11 protein-coding genes are annotated in these 18122 nt (G+C 58.4%); all 11 read left to right on the forward strand.

The window, feature by feature from the left end:
- The first annotated feature begins 164 nt into the window (after positions 1 to 164).
- The 11 genes from RSSM_RS08360 (at position 165) to RSSM_RS08410 (ending at position 17918) form a co-directional block, all read left to right on the forward strand.
- Positions 165 to 1574, forward strand: a complete 1410-nt coding sequence (locus tag RSSM_RS08360; protein WP_236621014.1) for a M48 family metalloprotease — start codon at positions 165 to 167, stop codon at positions 1572 to 1574.
- Between the two features lie 69 nt (positions 1575 to 1643).
- Positions 1644 to 2162 (forward strand): thiol peroxidase, encoded by a 519-nt coding sequence (gene tpx / locus RSSM_RS08365; RefSeq protein WP_044301839.1) that lies wholly within the window; start codon positions 1644 to 1646, stop codon positions 2160 to 2162.
- A 423-nt stretch (positions 2163 to 2585) separates the two neighbouring features.
- Positions 2586 to 3509: a phosphatidate cytidylyltransferase gene (locus RSSM_RS08370; RefSeq protein ID WP_236621015.1), complete on the forward strand. Its 924-nt coding sequence runs from the start codon at positions 2586 to 2588 to the stop codon at positions 3507 to 3509.
- Positions 3510 to 3689: 180 nt separating this feature from the next.
- On the forward strand, positions 3690 to 4715 hold the full coding sequence (locus RSSM_RS08375) for a PhoH family protein (RefSeq protein WP_008676624.1): 1026 nt from the start codon (positions 3690 to 3692) through the stop codon (positions 4713 to 4715).
- A gap of 19 nt (positions 4716 to 4734) precedes the next feature.
- On the forward strand, positions 4735 to 7098 hold the full coding sequence (locus RSSM_RS08380; protein ID WP_008676626.1) for an HD family phosphohydrolase: 2364 nt from the start codon (positions 4735 to 4737) through the stop codon (positions 7096 to 7098).
- Positions 7099 to 7106: 8 nt separating this feature from the next.
- The gene (gene ybeY, locus RSSM_RS08385) at positions 7107 to 7565 is read left to right on the forward strand and encodes an rRNA maturation RNase YbeY (protein WP_081613724.1); all 459 of its coding nucleotides are present in this window, start codon (positions 7107 to 7109) and stop codon (positions 7563 to 7565) included.
- A 75-nt stretch (positions 7566 to 7640) separates the two neighbouring features.
- On the forward strand, positions 7641 to 8933 hold the full coding sequence (locus tag RSSM_RS08390) for a hemolysin family protein (RefSeq protein WP_008676631.1): 1293 nt from the start codon (positions 7641 to 7643) through the stop codon (positions 8931 to 8933).
- 326 nt (positions 8934 to 9259) lie between these two features.
- The gene (locus RSSM_RS08395; protein ID WP_236621016.1) at positions 9260 to 10171 is read left to right on the forward strand and encodes a thiazole synthase; all 912 of its coding nucleotides are present in this window, start codon (positions 9260 to 9262) and stop codon (positions 10169 to 10171) included.
- A 663-nt stretch (positions 10172 to 10834) separates the two neighbouring features.
- The gene (locus RSSM_RS31580) at positions 10835 to 13318 is read left to right on the forward strand and encodes a site-2 protease family protein (RefSeq protein ID WP_008676638.1); all 2484 of its coding nucleotides are present in this window, start codon (positions 10835 to 10837) and stop codon (positions 13316 to 13318) included.
- A 204-nt stretch (positions 13319 to 13522) separates the two neighbouring features.
- Entirely contained in the window at positions 13523 to 15631 is a 2109-nt protein-coding gene (locus RSSM_RS08405; RefSeq protein WP_008676640.1) for a multiheme c-type cytochrome, read from the forward strand.
- A gap of 1 nt (position 15632) precedes the next feature.
- A complete protein-coding gene (locus RSSM_RS08410; protein WP_008676642.1) occupies positions 15633 to 17918 on the forward strand; it encodes a hypothetical protein in 2286 nt (761 codons plus the stop codon).
- Positions 17919 to 18122: the final 204 nt, after the last annotated feature.

An 18122-nucleotide genomic window follows, 5' to 3' on the forward strand; every position in this document is an offset into this window, starting at 1 on the left:
ATGATCGTTGCATTCGGTCCTTGGGGAATGGGAATCGTTGTTTTTTGCTACGGAGAGGCTTCACGGAACGGATTCGTCGGCTTTGATGGATGTTTGTGGCCGGTTGGGCTCGGGATCGGGAATCGATTTCGGGTCAGCGATGGGCTGGATTCGTTACGCACCGAGTGAGAAAGCCCTTGACGCTCTACATCTTTTTGCTGGTCATTGTCTCGCTGCTTTGCGGTTCCTCTCCTGCGGTTGCCGAACCGTCGGTGCGAGCCGTTTTCGCCAGTGTGTTGATGGTGTCGGGGTGGGTGTTGCTCGCTCACATCGCCGCCCGGATGCTCGCACGGCAGGTGGTACGCGGGGCATTGTCATACGGTGACGCGGTCGATTATTTGCGGATGCAGATGGAAACGTTTCGGTGGTTCGCTCTGCCGATCACGCTGCTGTGTCACTACGGGTTTTCGTTGTCGGCGTGGTTGCGGGTTCAGCCGTATCTTTCCGAGAGCATGGCATTGCAGTCGATCGGTTTGCTCGCCCCCGGCATCACGTTGTTAGTCGCCACCTGGTCGGCCGAGTACTGGTTCGCGGCGATCATCGGTGTGCAAGAAAAGTCGATCAAGAAATACGCCGGATCGATGTTGCAGATGATGCGCAGCGGCCCGGCATGGCTGATTTTGCCGACGATGTTGTTTTTGGCCCTCGGTGACATCGCCGCAAAAGTCCAGACCGAATACATGGCCGATTCGGAATTGCTGCAGAGCGATTATCTCGAGATTTCGGTTTGGGCATTGATCGGCGTTGGCGTGTTCCTGGTAGCCGTATCGCTTCCTTACATCGTGCGGTGGGTGGCCAACACCGAACGGTTGGCGGACGGTCCGCGCGCGGAGGTCGAAAGTTGGCTGCGACGATGCGGGATTTCCACGCATCGATACTTTGGAATGCAAGCAGCGAGGTGGAACACCGGAGGACGGATGCTCAACGCGTTGGTTGCAGGGATCGTTCGTCCGGGACGACTGCTGTTGTTGTCGGATCGATTGCTCGATGAATTGCCACGCGGTCAGCGGTTGATGGTGGTCATGCATGAGATCGCTCACGTGAAGCGGTTTCATGTTCCGATTCGGATGGCAGCGATACTGCCGGCGTGGTTTGTTTCGAGTTGGTCGAGTTCGATGTTGATCGATCACGAGTGGCTCGACGCCTCGATGGGGGCGGCCGTTGGCGGTGCATTGGGGTTGATCACGACGGTGGTGGTTTTGGGGACGGTAAGTCACCTGTCGGAGCTCGATGCGGACGCGACGGCGTGCCGGCTTGCGGTCCGTGCGTGCGACGCATCGCGGGACAAGCCGATACAGTCAGGCGTCGCGGCAGACGGCAATGCGGAGTCATCTGATCCCGTTGAGCCGCCGATGACTCGCGAGATGGCCGCGGAACTGATGGCGGACGCGCTGATTCGTGTGACGGCGGATCACCCGTCATCGCGAAAATTCAGTTGGTTGCACCCGAGTTTGGAAACCCGTGTGGCGAGATTACGCCGGATCAGCCGCCCGCTTCCCGATCTCCGCTCGGACAGCCATACTCTGGCCATCTGAGCGAGATGATCGCTCGGATTTGTTCGAGTAAACCCACGCATCAACACACGTACACGAGAGTCGATTCTGATGAGTCAGAGCGGAGTGATCACATTCAAAGGCAACCCGATGACCTTGGCCGGCAGCGATCTGGCGATCGGCCAAGCCGCACCGGAATTCAAACTGCACTACGCCCATGAAGGTTTGAAGGAACTCACCCTGGCGGACGTCAAAGGCAAACCGACGATTCTGAGCGTCGTGCCTAGCCTGGACACACCAACCTGTGCCGTTCAAACGAAGACGTTCAACGAAAAACTCGGTGAACTCGGCGATAAAATCAACGCGGTTACCGTCAGTCGTGACTTGCCGTTCGCGCAGGCCCGTTTCTGTGGCGCCGAGAGCGTCGACATGCGGACCGCGAGCGATTACCAAACGCATGAGTTTGGCGAAGACTACGGTGTCGAGATCGAAGAGCTGAAACTGCTCAGCCGCGCCGTGATCGTTCTCGATGCCGATGGCAAGGTCGTCTACAAAGAAGTCGTCTCGGAAGTCACGCAGGAACCCGACTACGACAAGGCGTTGGCCGCGATCAACGATCTGCTCGGCTAGTCCACCGGCGCGGATTCGCGGCTGTAACGGTCGTGACCGCAAAGTAATGCTCTTCTCCCTCGCGACGTGCGGGGAGAAGGGTGATGCGGGCTCTGCGTTGTGAAGTTGATCAGAACCTATCCGAAAATTCATCAGCCGATCCGCGTCAGCCGCGGTTCCCGTGAGGCAACCGGGGCGAGTTCTCGCCGGTAGGTGAAGTTCTCACCGGTCGGTCAAACTGCCGAGGTCTTCGGATAGGATCTCAACTTCCGAGGTTGAGCCTTTTTTCTTGAGCGTTGCTCGTTGAGAGTGCGTTGGATCTTTTTCACGATCCGCTACGGTTGGTTTTGCGTTTCGGTCTTCCCGCGATTGGTCGCGGGGTTTGGTTTCCTTTAATCCCCGCAGTTCCCTTTGCTTTTCGATCGACTTCGAACCAGCGGCGTTTTGATTTCTATCGCGGTAGCGTCTCTCTACGCGGATGCGAACTTCTCGGTCCCCGGTGCAGCGGGTTTGTACCTGTTTCCGCTGCTGTTGTTCTTTGCGTTGGGAACGGCGTTGGATCTTTGCGGGATGTTCTTGCGAGTCGGCTTTCCTGTTCACCGCGGTGTGATTCTTTCGGCGACGGCATTGATCGTTTTGTCGCCGTACGTGCCCGTCGTTTGGAACACGTTGGCGGCTGGGAAGCCGGACACCGTTTCGGCGTACCCCGCCAATTGCCCAATCGGTCAGATGGGTTGGATCGTGTTGGCGACCATTTTCGCGGCGATGATGTTTTTCCTCGACGAGATGAAAGACTACTCCGTCGGTTCGGATCCTTCCGGGGTGCTGCGGCGTTTGGTGGCGAGCATGTTCACGGCGACTTATGTCGGTTTGCCGATGAGTTTGCTGGTCGTGCTCCGCGGACTCGGTGAGGCCGACATCGGCGACGCGACGGCGAGCAATTGGGGGATGGCGGCGCTTTTGACCATGATCGCGGTCACCAAGTTTTCCGACGCCGGGGCGTACTTCACGGGCAAATCGATTGGGCGGACCAAGTTGATTCCGCGGCTGAGTCCCGGGAAGACTTGGGAGGGATCGGTCGGGGGCGTTGTCGTTTCGACACTGGTCGCCGCTGGCTGCATCGCGTATCTTTTTCCCGCCATTGCCGGTGAGGGAAGTGCTCCTCCGTTGAGTTTGGCGTTCGTTCTCGGGCCGCTTTTGGCGGTTTTCGGGATGGTCGGGGATTTGGCGGAATCGCTGGTCAAACGGGCGTGCGGGGCGAAAGATTCCGGGAATTTGTTACCGGGATTGGGGGGCGTGTGGGACGTGACGGATAGCCTGATTTTCGCGTCTTTGCCAGCTTTTCTATGTTTTGCGGCCGTGGCGTGACCCCGCCTGCGGGTTGCAATAAAATGCCGGTTAACTTTCAATCGAACATGCCGGGACTTTCTATTGTCGTTTAGAATCACGCCGATGGTGTCCCCGGTGATTTGTGCTTTTTCCTCGAAACGAGAGTCGTCTGATCAACGTTCCTAATTGCCCCGTCGTGGTCGTCCTGTGAAACCAGTCATGAGCGAAGCCACGATTTCAACGGCAGGGCCCGACGAAGTCTTGATGTTGTTCGGTCCACGAGACCAACACGTTCGCAAACTCCGCCGCCTATTCGGAGTTGATATCACCCACCGCGATGGCCGCGTTCGGGTGGCGGGAGAAGAGTCCAAGGTCGGTGCGGCGTCGCGCGTGATCGAGCGGTTGCGCGTGATCGCGCGAGAGAAAAAAGAATTGTCGATCGGCGACGTCGAAACCGCGGCTACCGAAGAAGGTGCGGTAATCGAAAGCGGTCGTCCGGCGGCCCGGCCGAGCAGCGAGACGATCAACATCCAACACGCCGGGCGAAAAATCACTCCGCGGACGCCCGGTCAAGCGAAGTACGTCGACTCGATTCGAACACATGATTTGACGTTCGCGACCGGACCGGCCGGTTGCGGCAAGACTTACCTGGCCGTTGCCACCGCGGTGGAAGCCTACAAGGCCGGCGAGGTCCGCAAGATCGTGTTGGTACGTCCGGCGGTGGAAGCCGGCGAGAGCCTCGGTTTTCTGCCCGGCGACCTGCGTGCCAAACTGAACCCGTATCTGCGTCCGTTGATGGACGCGCTCGGCGAGATGGTCGACTATGACCAAGCTCGTGGTTTGATGGAACAGGATCTGATTGAGATCATTCCGTTGGCATACATGCGTGGGCGAACGCTCAATGATGCGTTCATTATTCTGGACGAGGCACAGAACACGACGGTCGCGCAGATGAAAATGTTCCTGACCCGTATGGGGGAACGGAGCAAGATGGTTGTCAGCGGCGATGCGACACAGTTGGATTTGCCACGCGGCGTGCGGAGCGGTTTGCACGACGCGTTGTATCGTCTCAGCGGAATCGACGGGGTGAGCGTGATCCGTTTGGGGACACATGACATTGTTCGTCACCGTTTGGTGCAGGCGATCGTGGAGGCGTATGAAGCGTCCGAACGTCGCGATCAACCAAACGATGCGCCGGAGAAGACCAACGGTTCTCCGAAAAAACGTACCGACGGTTCTCACTGAGCGGGCTCGAGAGATCATCATGAGCAATGCAAAAACACAACGTGCGGGTAAAGAACGCATCGAGTCGCTCGGTATTCCAAAACCGAAATGGGCGACGTGGTGGGATAAGAGCGACAAGGGCAATCTGGCGATCCGGTTCGGTTTCGCGTTGATCGCGGCGATCGCCGTGTTGGCTCTCTGTCGGACGTGGCAACCGGCGTTCTCGTATCGCATGGGTGCGATCCCGGCGCGGGATCTGATGAGCCGCGTGACGTTCCAGGTTCCTGACCGCGTGGCGACAGACGATCAACGCGAACGCAAACGCCGCGAAGTTTTGACGCTGTATCGCAACACGCCCGGACGGCTCGAACAATTGCGGGCGGCGCTGCGAAACCGATTGTTCTTGGTGCTCGGTGCGTCGTCGTTCGAGCAACTCGGCGAGAAAGAGAAAGAGGCGCTGACGGAGTTCTACGAAGGCAGCGAAACGTTGTCGGACGATGAGTCGCCGGCGGAGCGTTTTGCGTTGCTCAAACGTGTCTTCGCCAAAGACGTCGAGCTGACCGAACTCGACAGCGTCGTCGAGTCAGCGATGATGCCGCTGTATCGAAACGGCGTCTTGCAGGCGCCGCAGCACTCGCCCGAGCAGGGATCACAGCGGATGATCCGTGTTTTCCAAGGCGATCAGGTCGACGAGGCGGTGCCGGTGGAATTGAGCAAGGTCCGGATTGCGGAAGCGGCCGGGGAGTTGCGAACGAAGCTGAAAGAGAATTTCCGTACCCGGTACCCGTCGGACGAAGGGCAGGTCGCCGCGGAAATGATTGCGAAGTGGTTGCGCGATCAACTGCCCAACTACGAGACACTGAAGTACGACGACGATCTCAGCCAGAAGGCTCGCGACCAAGCGGCCGATGCGGTCGAGACGGTGCAAATGACGTATTACGCCGGTCAGTCGAAATTGGCCGACGCGGGCAAACCGCTCAGTGTGCGTGAACTCGAATTGCTGCGCAGTGAATGGTCGGTGTTGGTCGACGAGATGCAGCCCTTCGATCGGATCGCCCGCGTGGCGGCGTTCGCAGGGATGATTATCGCGTTGTATCTGCTGTGCGGTTCCTATGTTTGGTTTGTCGACGATCGAACGTTGGTGACCGATCACTGGAAACTCGCCAAGGTGCTGACGTTGGTCGTCGCAACGATCGTGCTGAGTTACTACGCGTCGCGGGATGCGTGGCGTGCGGAGTTGGTGCCGTTGGTACTCGCGTCGATTATCGCGGCGGTGGTTTACGGCCGCGACTTTGCGTTGTTGGTGATGGCGGGGGCGAGTTTGAGTGTCACGTTGTTACTCGGTGCGGACCTCTCGAACCTCGTCGTGATGGCTGCCGCGTGCACATCGTGTGCGTTGTTGACCGGACGCATTCGTAGCCGCACTCACTTGATCACGGTGGGTATTTTGTCGGCGCTCATCACGATGGCGACGACGATCGGTGTCGGGATCGTATCGGGGCAAACGCTTTCTTCAGGGGCACCCGGTGATTCGCTCGAGCCGATGTTGCTCAGCGGGCCGTTGCAACGCGTGCTTTCCGGTTTGGTCGGCGAGGCCGGTTGGGCGGGGCTATGTATTTTGGTTTCGTCGCTGGCGATGACGGGATTGTTGCCGTTGGTTGAAAAAGCGTTCGGGGTGCAAACGGACCTCTCGCTGTTGGAACTCGGCGACGCGAGCCATCCGTTGCTGCGTCGTTTGGCTCAGCGGGCACCGGGGACCTACAACCACTCGATCAACGTCGCATCGATCGCCGAAGCCGCGGCCGATTCGATCGGCGCCAACGGGTTGCTCGTCCGGGTCGGTGCGTACTTCCACGACATCGGCAAGATGTTCAAACCCGAGTACTTCATCGAGAACCAAAGTGCCGGGATCAACCAACACGATTCATTACAACCGGCGATGAGCACGTTGGTGATCATCGCTCACGTGAAAGACGGCGCGGACTTGGCCCGCAATCACCATTTGCCGCGGCCGATCATCGACTTCATTTTGCAACACCACGGCACGACGTTGGTGGAGTACTTCTATCGCGAGGCGGCCAAGCGGAGTGAAGAGGACCCGAACCGTGAATCGGTCAGCGACAAAGATTTCCGGTACCCCGGTCCGAAGCCGCAAACTCTCGAGGCGGCTGTGTTGATGTTGGCCGATACGGTCGAGAGTGCGTCCCGGACGTTGGTCGATCCGACACCGGCGCGGATCTCCAACCTGGTCGACGCGATCGCTCAAAAGAAAGTCAGTGATGGGCAGTTCGACGAATGTGGGCTGACGTTTTCGCAGTTGCACCGGGTGCGTCAGAGTCTCGTGAAGTCATTGACGGCGATCTATCACGCCCGCGTGAAGTATCCGGGGCAGCAATCCGCGTGACCGATTTAATGAGCGATATCGAAATTACGATTGACGCGGCGGTCCGCGAAAAGTTGCAGAACCATTCGACCGAGGAGTTCCCGCTCGGGACGACGGCAATCGCGAAGGCGGTCCGCTCCGCGGCCTCGGTGGGTGAATGTTCGGATTGCCGCATCGGTGTGCGAGTGACCGATGATCCGACGATCCACAAGATCAACCGCGATTTCCTCGAACATGATTATCCGACGGATGTGATCAGCTTTCCGTACGAGTTGCAACCGCCGATGGTCGAGGGCGAGTTGGTGGTCAGTATCGATACCGCGGAGGTCGAAGCGGCCGACGCGGGATGGTCGGTTGCGGAGGAGCTGTTGTTGTACGTGATGCACGGGACGCTGCATTTGGTCGGATTCGACGACACCGATGACGAGTCGCGAAAGGAAATGCGAAACGCAGAAAGACGGGCGATGGAAGGATTGAGGAGTGGCTAGCACGTTGCCGGTCGAGTCTGTTTTGTTTCGTCGTCGTGATTCCTTGTTTTCTTCTTTTCTTCTCTAACCCCTTCCATGATTGAATTGCCAATCTGGGTCGCAGTGGCCTGGACGATACTCGGATTTCTCCTCGGGAGTGTCGGCGGACTCGGCGTCGAACTGCTCGACGGGTTTGCCGGTCGTTCGTTTGAAATCTACTGTCGTGTGAAGAAAAACCGTGACCGGTTCGGCGCGGTTCTCGATCACCAAGACGCCGCGATTCGCGGCAGTGATTATCTGCGGATGATCGGAACGGTGATGTTCCTGATGTTCGGAACGATCGCGGTGATCGATCATTTCGGCGAAGCCACGCAGGTGCTGGTTTCCTGGGCGGTTGCGGCCGGGATACTGATGATGTTGACGCATTTGTGGGTGCCTTCGGCGGTGACGCGATTCACGTCCGCGCCGCTGTTGTATTACACGTGGCCCTTTTGGTTGATGTTGTCGATCTTCATGCGACCGCTGCAGGCGCCCGGCGAGGTGCTCGCGATCATGACACGGCGGTTGGCGGGTAAACTCGAAACCGAAGACGAAGACGAGGAACAGCTCGAGGACGAGATTCGTACGATCGTCGCGGCGGGAACCCGCGAAGGGTACTTCGGGCCGGGCGTCCGCGAGATGATCCAGGGCGTGATGGAACTGCACGAAGACACGGTCGGTCATATCATGACGCCGCGTGGCGATGTCGAAGCGATCGATGCGGAGTGCAGTTGGAACGACGCGTTCACAAAGATCATCGCGAGCGGACGGACTCGTTATCCGGTCTATGAAGGCAACATTGATAACGTGGTCGGAATTCTGTTCGTGAAGGACTTGTTGCCGTTCTTAGTTTCGGACGGTTTGCCCAATCAACCGATTGTCGAGTTATGCCGTCGACCATGGTCGGTGCCGAAGGACCGCAGTGTTGAGGCTTTGCTGCGAGAGTTTCTGCACAACCGGTCGCACATGGCAATCGTTGTTGACGAGTTTCAACAAACCGCGGGCGTGGTCACGATCGAGGACGCGCTCGAAGAAATCGTGGGCGAGATTGTTGACGAATCTGACGAGGAAGAAGAATACGGGATTCGGATCATCGACGACGACACGATCGAGGTCGACGGACGGGTGATGATTGATGACCTGAACGAACAAATTCACTGGGACATACCCGAGAGTGAAGACTACGAGACGATCGCCGGTTGGGTGCTGTACAACATCGGTGCGATCCCTGATTCGGGGTACCAGTTCAAACTTGGGAACTTAGATATCGAGATCCTACGGGCGACGAACCGAAAGATCGAATCGATGAAACTGCACCGTGGCGAAAACGTGCCGCAGTGGGCAGGGTGATCGAGCCAGCGTGGTTTGCGAGATGAGGTAGCCGATGTCGCCAGACGTCGGTGGATGGAATCCTGGCGAATTTGGCTGCAGATGCGAACACGTCGCTTATCAAAATGCTCTCGCTGTTCGGGCGAACTGGTCGCCCGGTAAAATCGCGAGGGGGCGATCGAGTTTCTCGTCAGAGTCGCTGGGTCGGGCGTTTTGGCGCGGGGACCGGATCGACACTACCGCTTTTCGCGTGAGATGTCACAATGACGGCCGAACGAGGTCTCGATCGTATCACGCCCGATACGACGTCTGACGGTGTTTGTTTTCACGTGCCCCATAGAAATGCAATGTCCACGGCAGCCCCTGTTTCGCACCCGAACGAAAACGGCGACGAATCTGCGATCACGCCAGGAGACTCGCCACTGCGTATCGGCAATCACACGCTGAACAGTCGTTTGATCGTTGGCACGGGACGTTACGACACGATGGATCAAATGCGTGATTCGCTCGAGGCGTCCGGCAGCGACTGTGTGACGGTCGCGGTCCGTCGGGAACGGCTCTACGACAAAACCGGACAGAACATTTTGGATTTTCTCGATCCGAAGCGTTACACGTTGTTGCCCAACACAGCGGGGTGCTACACCGCGGCAGACGCGATTCGCGCGGCTCGCTTGGGACGAGAAATTTTGCGAACGCTCGACAATCCGGGTGCCGATTGGGTCAAACTCGAAGTGCTCGGCGATTCCAAAACATTGTTGCCTGACCCCGCGGAAACGGTGCACGCCTGTGAGAAGCTCGCCGAGGACGGTTTCTCGGTGCTGTGCTACACGAGCGACTGTCCGGTCACGGCGGTGCGTTTGAAGAAGGCAGGCGCGGCGAGCGTGATGCCGGCGGGCAGTCCGATCGGTAGCGGTCAAGGAATCTTGAATCCGAACAGCCTGAAGATCATTCTCGAGTATCTCAAAGAGGACGACCCGGATTATCCCGTGATTATTGACGCGGGTGTCGGCACCGCGAGTGACGTCGCCGTGGCGATGGAACTCGGTGCCGACGGTGTGTTGCTCAACACCGCGATCGCGCACGCGAAAGACCCGGTGCGGATGGCGGTGGCGATGAAGTACGGTGTGATGGCGGGCCGGCACGCCGCGCTGGCAGGCCGGATCCCGCGTCGACTGTACGGCACCGCGAGCAGCCCTGTCGAAGGCGTGATCAGCACCCGTCCCTACGGTAGCCAGAAAGACGGAACGGCAACGAAATAGAGGCGGAACCCACGTAGCTCGGTCTTTCCAAGACCGAGGACAGGCGTCGGTTAGTTCAATGGTCCGATGTCATTGAATTTGCTTGCGAGATTGATCGTGGATTGTCCGCCTCGGAGATGCGGACCTACGTGGCACCTCGCCCCTGCGAGTGAGCCGAATGTGCGTGAGCACTCGGGGTTTTGGGTGGGTTGGGTTTGGGGAATCGGTTGGCGTTTCCACCCGAGGCCTTACGGCCATTCGGCTCACGGATTTTGTAGTGGATCTTGTTAAAGATCCTGCGTCACCAAAATAGTAGAGCCGTTGCGGCAATTGGATGTTTGGAGACGCAGCGAGGATGCGTGAATTCCGCCGGGGCAAGCCCGACGGAGATTGATGTGTCTGCCGGTTGCGGGTAGCTGCAACTTGGATGCTCCGCCGGGGCGAGCCCGACGGAAGCGGTTTTATGCTAGTGAGCCGAAGTGCGTGAGCACTCTGGGTTTTTGGGTGGGTTGGGTTTGGGGAATCGGTTGGCGATTCCACCCGAGGCCTTATGGCCGTTCGGCTGACTTGGCTCATTTTTTTGGGATCAACGTCCCTGCAGACGTCCGGTGGCAGACATTGGAATGTAGGCAAACGCTGGCTTGCTTGCTGGTTTTGGCCGTGACGCTCGGTTAGCTTGGTGGCATGAACCGATCGCAAGAAATCCGGCCCGTCCTTCAGCCCACCATTCGGCTGCGCCCCGAATTCGTCGCCCAGCGTTCCGCGGATAAGCATTTTTCCGAGAACCTACCTGCGAATCATTCGGCGGGTTTGCCATCAACAAACGGGAATGAGCCCCGAGGAAACGGATTCGACTTCGACAGCGGTAACTCCGACAACTCGGGCGACGGGCGTGCTTTCTATGAAGAAGGCTCGGTGTGGACGCCTGATGGCTCTCGCAAGTCGGAACTAATCACCGCGGTCCGGGCGATCGAAAACAAGTCGACTGGGGGCTTTACCAAATTCATCGTTTTGCTTGTTTCGCTCGCAGTGTTCGTTGCTGCTGGCGTGGCGTGGTGGGATCCTTGGGTGGTCTCGATGTTGGTGGTTGTGTTGTTGTTTCACGAGGCCGGTCACTACATCGCGATGCGGATGTTTGGATACCGCAATGTGAAGATGTTCTTCATCCCGTTTCTCGGGGCGGCCGTCAGTGGCAGACACTTCAACATCTCCGGTTGGAAGAAGGCGTTGGTGTATCTCGCCGGTCCGGTTCCCGGCATCATTGTGTCGCTGCCCGTGATGGCTGGTGGACTCGCGTGGGAAAAGGATTGGATGTTGGAACTCGGCGGGATGGGGTTGTTGCTCAACACGTTAAACCTGTTGCCGATCATGCCGCTCGATGGTGGATGGATCATGCATTTGACAGTGTTCAGTCGTTCGCCGATCCTCGAGTTGGTGGCGAGGTTGCTCGGGATCGCTGCGATGATCGCCTTCAGTGCTTTCACCGGCAGTCGGTTTATCCTGTTCATCGCGATTCCGTTGATCCTGTCGCTGCCGACAACGTTTCGGGTTGCCAAACTGATACGCCGTTTGCGAGACCGTCCGTTGCCGCAACCCGAACGTGACGAGATCCCTGACGCTGCGGTACGGTTGCTCGACGACGAGATGCAAACGACGCCGCTCGCGACGACGCCGACCGCGAACAAGGCGGCATTGATCGTTCAGATGTACGAGTCGTTGATCGTGCGACCTCCCGGCGTGCTCGCGACGATTGGGATTTGGTGTCTGTACGGCGGAGCGTTCGTGGTGGCGATCGGCGGTGGCATGGGGATCTTGGTCGCGCGAGACTTGTTTCGCAGCGATGTGTTTGACCTGGACATGTTCGACGCGGCGCCGCACGTCGTGCCGCTCGATGCGGACGATTCCCGTTTTCACTTGGGGACCGAACCGGTGGATGATTCCTTCCTCGCGGTGGCACGTTTTGACAGCGTGCGAGAGTTGGACGAGTCGGTGCAGCGGCTCAATGCCGGAGATCTCCAACGGTACACGCATGTCCGATTCGGCAACGTTTGGTTTGCGACGATTCCCAAGGAAAAGACAAACGAAGCGGACGTCGTCGAAGAAGCCGATCGAGCGGCCGACGACGAACTCGATATGGAGTCGGAAGACGCCGAGTGGGACGACTTCGATGAGTTTGCCGGGGTTCGTGAGCGGATGCGTGATTTGTTACGTCCGATCGATCCGGCGGAAACATGGATCGCATCGCTGACCCGAGGAACGGGAGACGCGGCCGATGGCGATCGCGACTCGCCGCTTCCCGGTCAACCGATCGTGCATGTGATTAGCGGGATGCAGCATGGGACCGTGCAAATCCGAGCCGTGGCGAGCGATCTCGAGACAGCCGAAGCGGTGGCGGCGGAGTACTTTCAAATGCCGGGCGTCACCGGAGACCGTTTGTATCTGCCGAAATGGTCGCCCATGGATGCGCCCACGCCGACACAAATTGAATGTCGCAACGTGTTAAAGAAATTGATCAGCGGCATAACCGAGGAGTCCGCACCGGAGCTGCATAACGAGTTGGTGCAGGCACGAAAGGAAATGTACGCGGCGAATCGGGAGGACGATTACGACCCGGTTGCCGCGGCGGCGTACGCGGAAAAGACCCGTGAGTTGCAGACGCGGTTTACCGAAGAAGTCATCTCGACGCTCGAAGGCGATCCGGCGACGCTGGGCAGGATGTATCAGCAATATCAGCGTGATTACCTCGATCATCAAAAGACGTTGGAGGAGCACGCGATCAAAGTTCGTGCGATGGATCAGGCGGGACTGGACACGGACGAAGCGTACGAAGAAATCGAGGACCTCGAATATCCGGTCATGGATGAGTACCTCGAAAACGACCAGAATTTGTTGGGGTATTCTGATCCTGGCAAACGCAGTCACCACTTTGCGTGCCACGTCAGCGGTGAGGTGATGACGGGCGACGTGGTGATGGAAATGATGGACGAGCAAAGCGTCGAAGATGGGAACACCCAACAATGGGCGGCGGACGACGTCCTACTCGATTTGTTCGTCCATCGGGCGACCGATCAAGCCGCGGCTCTTTCCGCGATCGTGGCGTTCTTGGACGAGCGTGGGTTTCACTCGTTTGAGCTGCATTACGCCACTCCCACCGCTGATTTTGACTGATCGGATGAGCCAAACGCCGGGCGAGTTGTTGATTCCGCCGTTCGGGATGTTTGACTTTAACGATTAGGTCGGGGGTGCCTTCTGTTCGGATCGTACTATGGCCTGCCCCGCTGGCGGGTCGATCAAGTCGAAGTACGTTTCCGAAACGTCCGGTTATGACGGTCGCAGCGGTCATGATTGCGATTCGGCTGATCGCCCACTCCCATGAAACAACATCCCATGAAACTCAGCGGGTTCGTTCTCTCGGCAATCCTCAGTCTTCCGACGGCTGTGGTCGTTTGGCAAGTGGCCGTCGATGCGGGTGGCCCCTACGGGAATCGCGAACGGCCCCAACCGACCCGGCTCGGTGGTGCGGGGCGATTGGCGAGTGCGCCGGTTGAGAACAAGGAAGACGATTTGTTGGCCAGCCCGAGCGATGATCTGCTCGGCGGAAACGATCTGCTCGGCGGAAACGATCTGCTCGGTGGAGATGATCTGCTCAGCGGCGAAGATGACCTGCTCGGTGGAGATGACCTGCTCACCGGTGGTGACGACCTGCTCGGTGGAGGAGATGACCTGCTCGGTGGCGGTGAACAACAAGACGACGTTGATCCACTCGCTGGTCTTGGGGCGAAAGAGAAGATCAAACAGCCCGATCCGAAGTCGCCGGCGAAGAAGGACGATGGCGTTGACCCGCATATTGGTTTGTGGACCGAAGGGGTTTATCCATCCGCGGAGTCGTGCCGTGCGTGCCACCCGAAACACTACGAAGAGTGGAGCGTCAGCAGTCATGCGTACGCGTCGGTGTCGCCGATGTTTCATCGTTTTGAACAGACGATCACCGAACTGACGGAGGGCACGGTGGGTTCGTTCTGCATGCGTTGTCATTCCCCGGTCGCGACGCAGCTCGAAATTCCACGCACCGTCAGCATGCTCGACCAACCCGCGGTGGCTCGCGAAGGCGTCACCTGTGTGGCATGCCATCGCATCAACGAACATTACGGCCGCAGCAACGGTGACCGACGGATCGAACCGGGCGACATTCACGCGCCGGTGGGCCGCGGAGGCAACGGGCAGGCTCTTTATGCGGCGCTCGCCGAAGCGAAGAAGCACAAACTCAAAACGGATCCGTCGCAGACCGGTCCGGGCCAGAAGATTCACAACGGTTCGTACTTCTTTGAACCGCTGACCAAAACCGATATCTGTGTTTCCTGTCACCAAGTCGCAGTGCACCCTGGTATTTGGTTGGAGGTAGTGCACGGTCAATACCGGGCCGGGCCTGCGGCAAAGCGTGGTGTCACATGTCAGGATTGCCACATGGGTGCCGTTCCGGGCAAGGCTCTCGGTTACGAACACTGTCACGTCGCGGAATTGAGCGGTAAACCATACGGTGAACCGAAAAAGCACTCCAATCACACGTTCTGGGGACCGGGTTACTCGATCGCGCACCCAGGGATCTTCCCGCACAATCCGAAGGCGAGGAAATATTCGCCGCGCGATTGGTTGGTGTTCGACGACCGCGCCGGTTGGGGAACGAAGGAATTCGAAGACAACGTTCCGCCGGGGATGGTTTTCCCGGATCCGTGGAAGGAAGTCGACGACCGGATCGACGCGCGGAAAATCATTGAAGAGAACTTGGCCAAGGTTCACGCCAAACGCGGCGTAGCGGCGATGACGTTGGAGGCGGGGGCACAGGTCAGTGATCCGATCTTTTACACCACCCCGCAACTCGGGCGACCGCTCAAAATCGGTTACCGCGTTGACAACGTGAGCGACGGCCACAACCTGCCGACCGGATCGCTCGGTGCCCAGCCGCAATTGTGGCTCAACGCTGCGTTGATCGATCCGTCCGGCCGCCGCGTTTGGGAGACCGGTTATCTCGATACGAACGCAGACCTCGCGGACATGAACAGCGTCGACGTTGCGACCGGTCGCGTGCCGCGTGACAAGCAGTTATTCAATTTGCAAACGAAATTCTTGATCAACAACGCACACGGAACCGACCGCGAAGCCGCGTTGCCGTTGAACTTCAGTATCGATCAACTCGTTTTCTTGCGACCAGGAGCGGTTCCCGTCAGCGTGCTCAACCACCCACCGAGAATCCGGATGGAAGCGCACAGCATCGCACCGTTGGATCACCGGGTCGCCAAGTACACGATTCCCGCGTCGGCGTTTGGCATGCCAGGGACGTACCGCTTGAGCGTACGGATGCGGAGTCGTACCGAGCCGATGTATTTCATGCGGATGGTCGGAGCGACGCCGGACATGATGCGTCGCATGAACGAAAACATGATCGACATCTGCCGATCCAGCTTCACATTTGAGGTTCGATAAGATGTTGAACCGAAACACACATTCGAAACCGAGGTCCGCGAGAGCGATCATCCGCCGTCGTTGGCTGCGGTCGACCATTCTCGCCGGAACGTTGGTCGTTTCCTCTCGGCAAGCATTCGCGATCAATCCGGCGTTGAATATTGACGCCTTTAACGCAGTCACGACGTCATCGCCCGATGGCGTGGATTGGTTGAGCCTGCCGTTGCCGACAAACTTACCCGATCGATCGTTGGCTGCGGCGACACTGAGCCCCCGACCGCTGCCGCCGATGGACGTCTTTGAGCACACTCAATCGGTGCTCGAACGACCGTCGGTCGACGCCAACTGGCCCTTCGACGCAAATTGGCCGCTGCAGGCCACGCCATCGGCGAGGATGCTCAACGCGCCGATCGTGAATACATCGCCTGTGGATTCAGTGCCAGTGGGTACATCGCCTGCTTATCAATCGGGTTTGCCGGATAACATCGTCCGGCAACCGACTCCGGCGGAAGTGGTCGCGCAGGTCGAGATGCCCAACGGCGTTCGCATTGATCTGCATGGCACGGAAACGATGGCGGACCCACATTGGCTCGGACTACCCGTGCCACACGCACCGGTTTCCCAAACACCGGCTGCGCGAAAAACGCTCCAACAAGACGATCGGGTTGCGTTGGCTCGGCCGAGACGTCTGCCGATGACGGACAGCACGCCGAGTTCTGATCCAGGTGATTTGCTCGATCAAGGTCTCGGTGAGGATTTGATCGGAGTCAACGATGCGTTTAGAAAGGGGACAGGCAACCGGATCGATGAGGGTGCCCTCGAGGATCAAACCCTGACGGGGATTCCGAAACGATTGCCTGCCGTGGGGGATCTCGCGTCCGCGAACGAGACGCCAGGTGACTTTGCGAACGCAGCCGGCATGTCGCCGATTGCCGAGCGACTCGATTGCACCATCAATGACTTTTCCGCAACGCCGCTGCCGAGCAATAGCGGTTTCAACAACCCGTATGCTTCTCAGTGGGTCTATGATTCAAAGGCGGCCGTGCCGACTCAGCGGCCGTTGATCGAATGGGGGCGTTTGTTTTATGGCGACGGGATCACGCCACGCGGCATCGATTGCTTTGGACCGTACAACATGGTCCGGCCGCAGTTTTATCTCTACGGTGATTACCGAACCGCGATCGCGGCGGGACGCAACGCGGCCGGGCGAACCGACAACTGGTCGTCTTTGTTGAATCTCGACATGGACTTCCGAATCACCGATACGGAACGGTTCCACGGATTTATCGGGCCGCTGAATCGTGGCGGGGACGTTTCGGGCGTCAAACTCGTCGATGGCGAGTTGGATTACGAGAGCGTCGTGAACCCGAACTTTGTGACCGCGTACTTTGAAGGCGACCTGGGGGCGATGTGGGGCGGCTTCCATAACCAGTCGTCACCGATGGAGTTGCCGTTCACGGTCGGGTTGGTGCCGTTGCTGTTTCAGAACGGTGTCTGGATGGAAGACGCCGTGACCGGGGCCGCGTTTGCTTTACCGGCCCGACACAGTCGGCTGTTGAACTGGGCGAACTTCGACGTGACGTTTTTCGCGGCGGTGGATCAGATCAACAGTGCCGCGTTTGGGAAGGACAACCACGCGGCACAGTTGTTCGGCAATGCGTGGTTTATCGAAGCCTACGGCGGATACATCGAAGCCGGTTATGCGTTCGTGAGAGACCGGACGAGTTCGGCGAGAAGTTATCACAACATGACCGCGAGCTTCACGCGTCGGTACTTTGACCGGATCAGCAACTCGGTTCGGGTGATCATCAACTCCGGTCAGGATCTCGCGAAAGACGACCGGACGGCGGACGGCGGTTTGTTGCTGGTTGAGAACAGTTGGATCACGGCGTCGCCTTTGACGGTGGTTCCTTATGCGAACTTCTTCTATGGATGGGGGCGGCCGCAATCGGTTGCCCGCGCGGCCAACGCCGGCGGGATCCTGCGGAACACAGGCATCAACTTTGACACCGACGGCGTGAACGGATTCGCGACGCTCGACCCGACCGGAGCCGATACCGCCGGTGGATCGATCGGAATCGACTTGATTGGCAACTCACTCGACCGGCAATTGTTGCTCGAAGCTTCGTATCTGACCGAGCATGGCAATTTGAATTCCGCTGTCGACGGTGATCAATTCGGTTTGGGGGCGCGTTATCAGTTCCCGATCTCGCACGCAACGCTGCTGCGATTCGACGTCATGCACGGCTGGCGAGGCGATTTGCCGGACGTGTACGGAACCCGAATGGAATACCGCTGGAAATTTTAGGCGGGGCCGATGCATCAAGATCCGCAACCAACCCGTGAGCCGAAGTGCGTAAGCACTCGGGGGTTGGGTGTGGATGTTCGGTTGTCGTTTCCACCCGAGGCCTTACGGCTATTCGGCTGACCCACGTAGCTCGGTCTTTCCAAGACCGAGGGCAGGCGTTGGCTAGTTCAATGATTCGATGTCATTGAATTGGCTGGCGAGATC

It is taken from the genome of Aporhodopirellula sallentina SM41, assembly GCF_000346505.1.
GTDB lineage: Bacteria > Planctomycetota > Planctomycetia > Pirellulales > Pirellulaceae > Rhodopirellula > Rhodopirellula sallentina.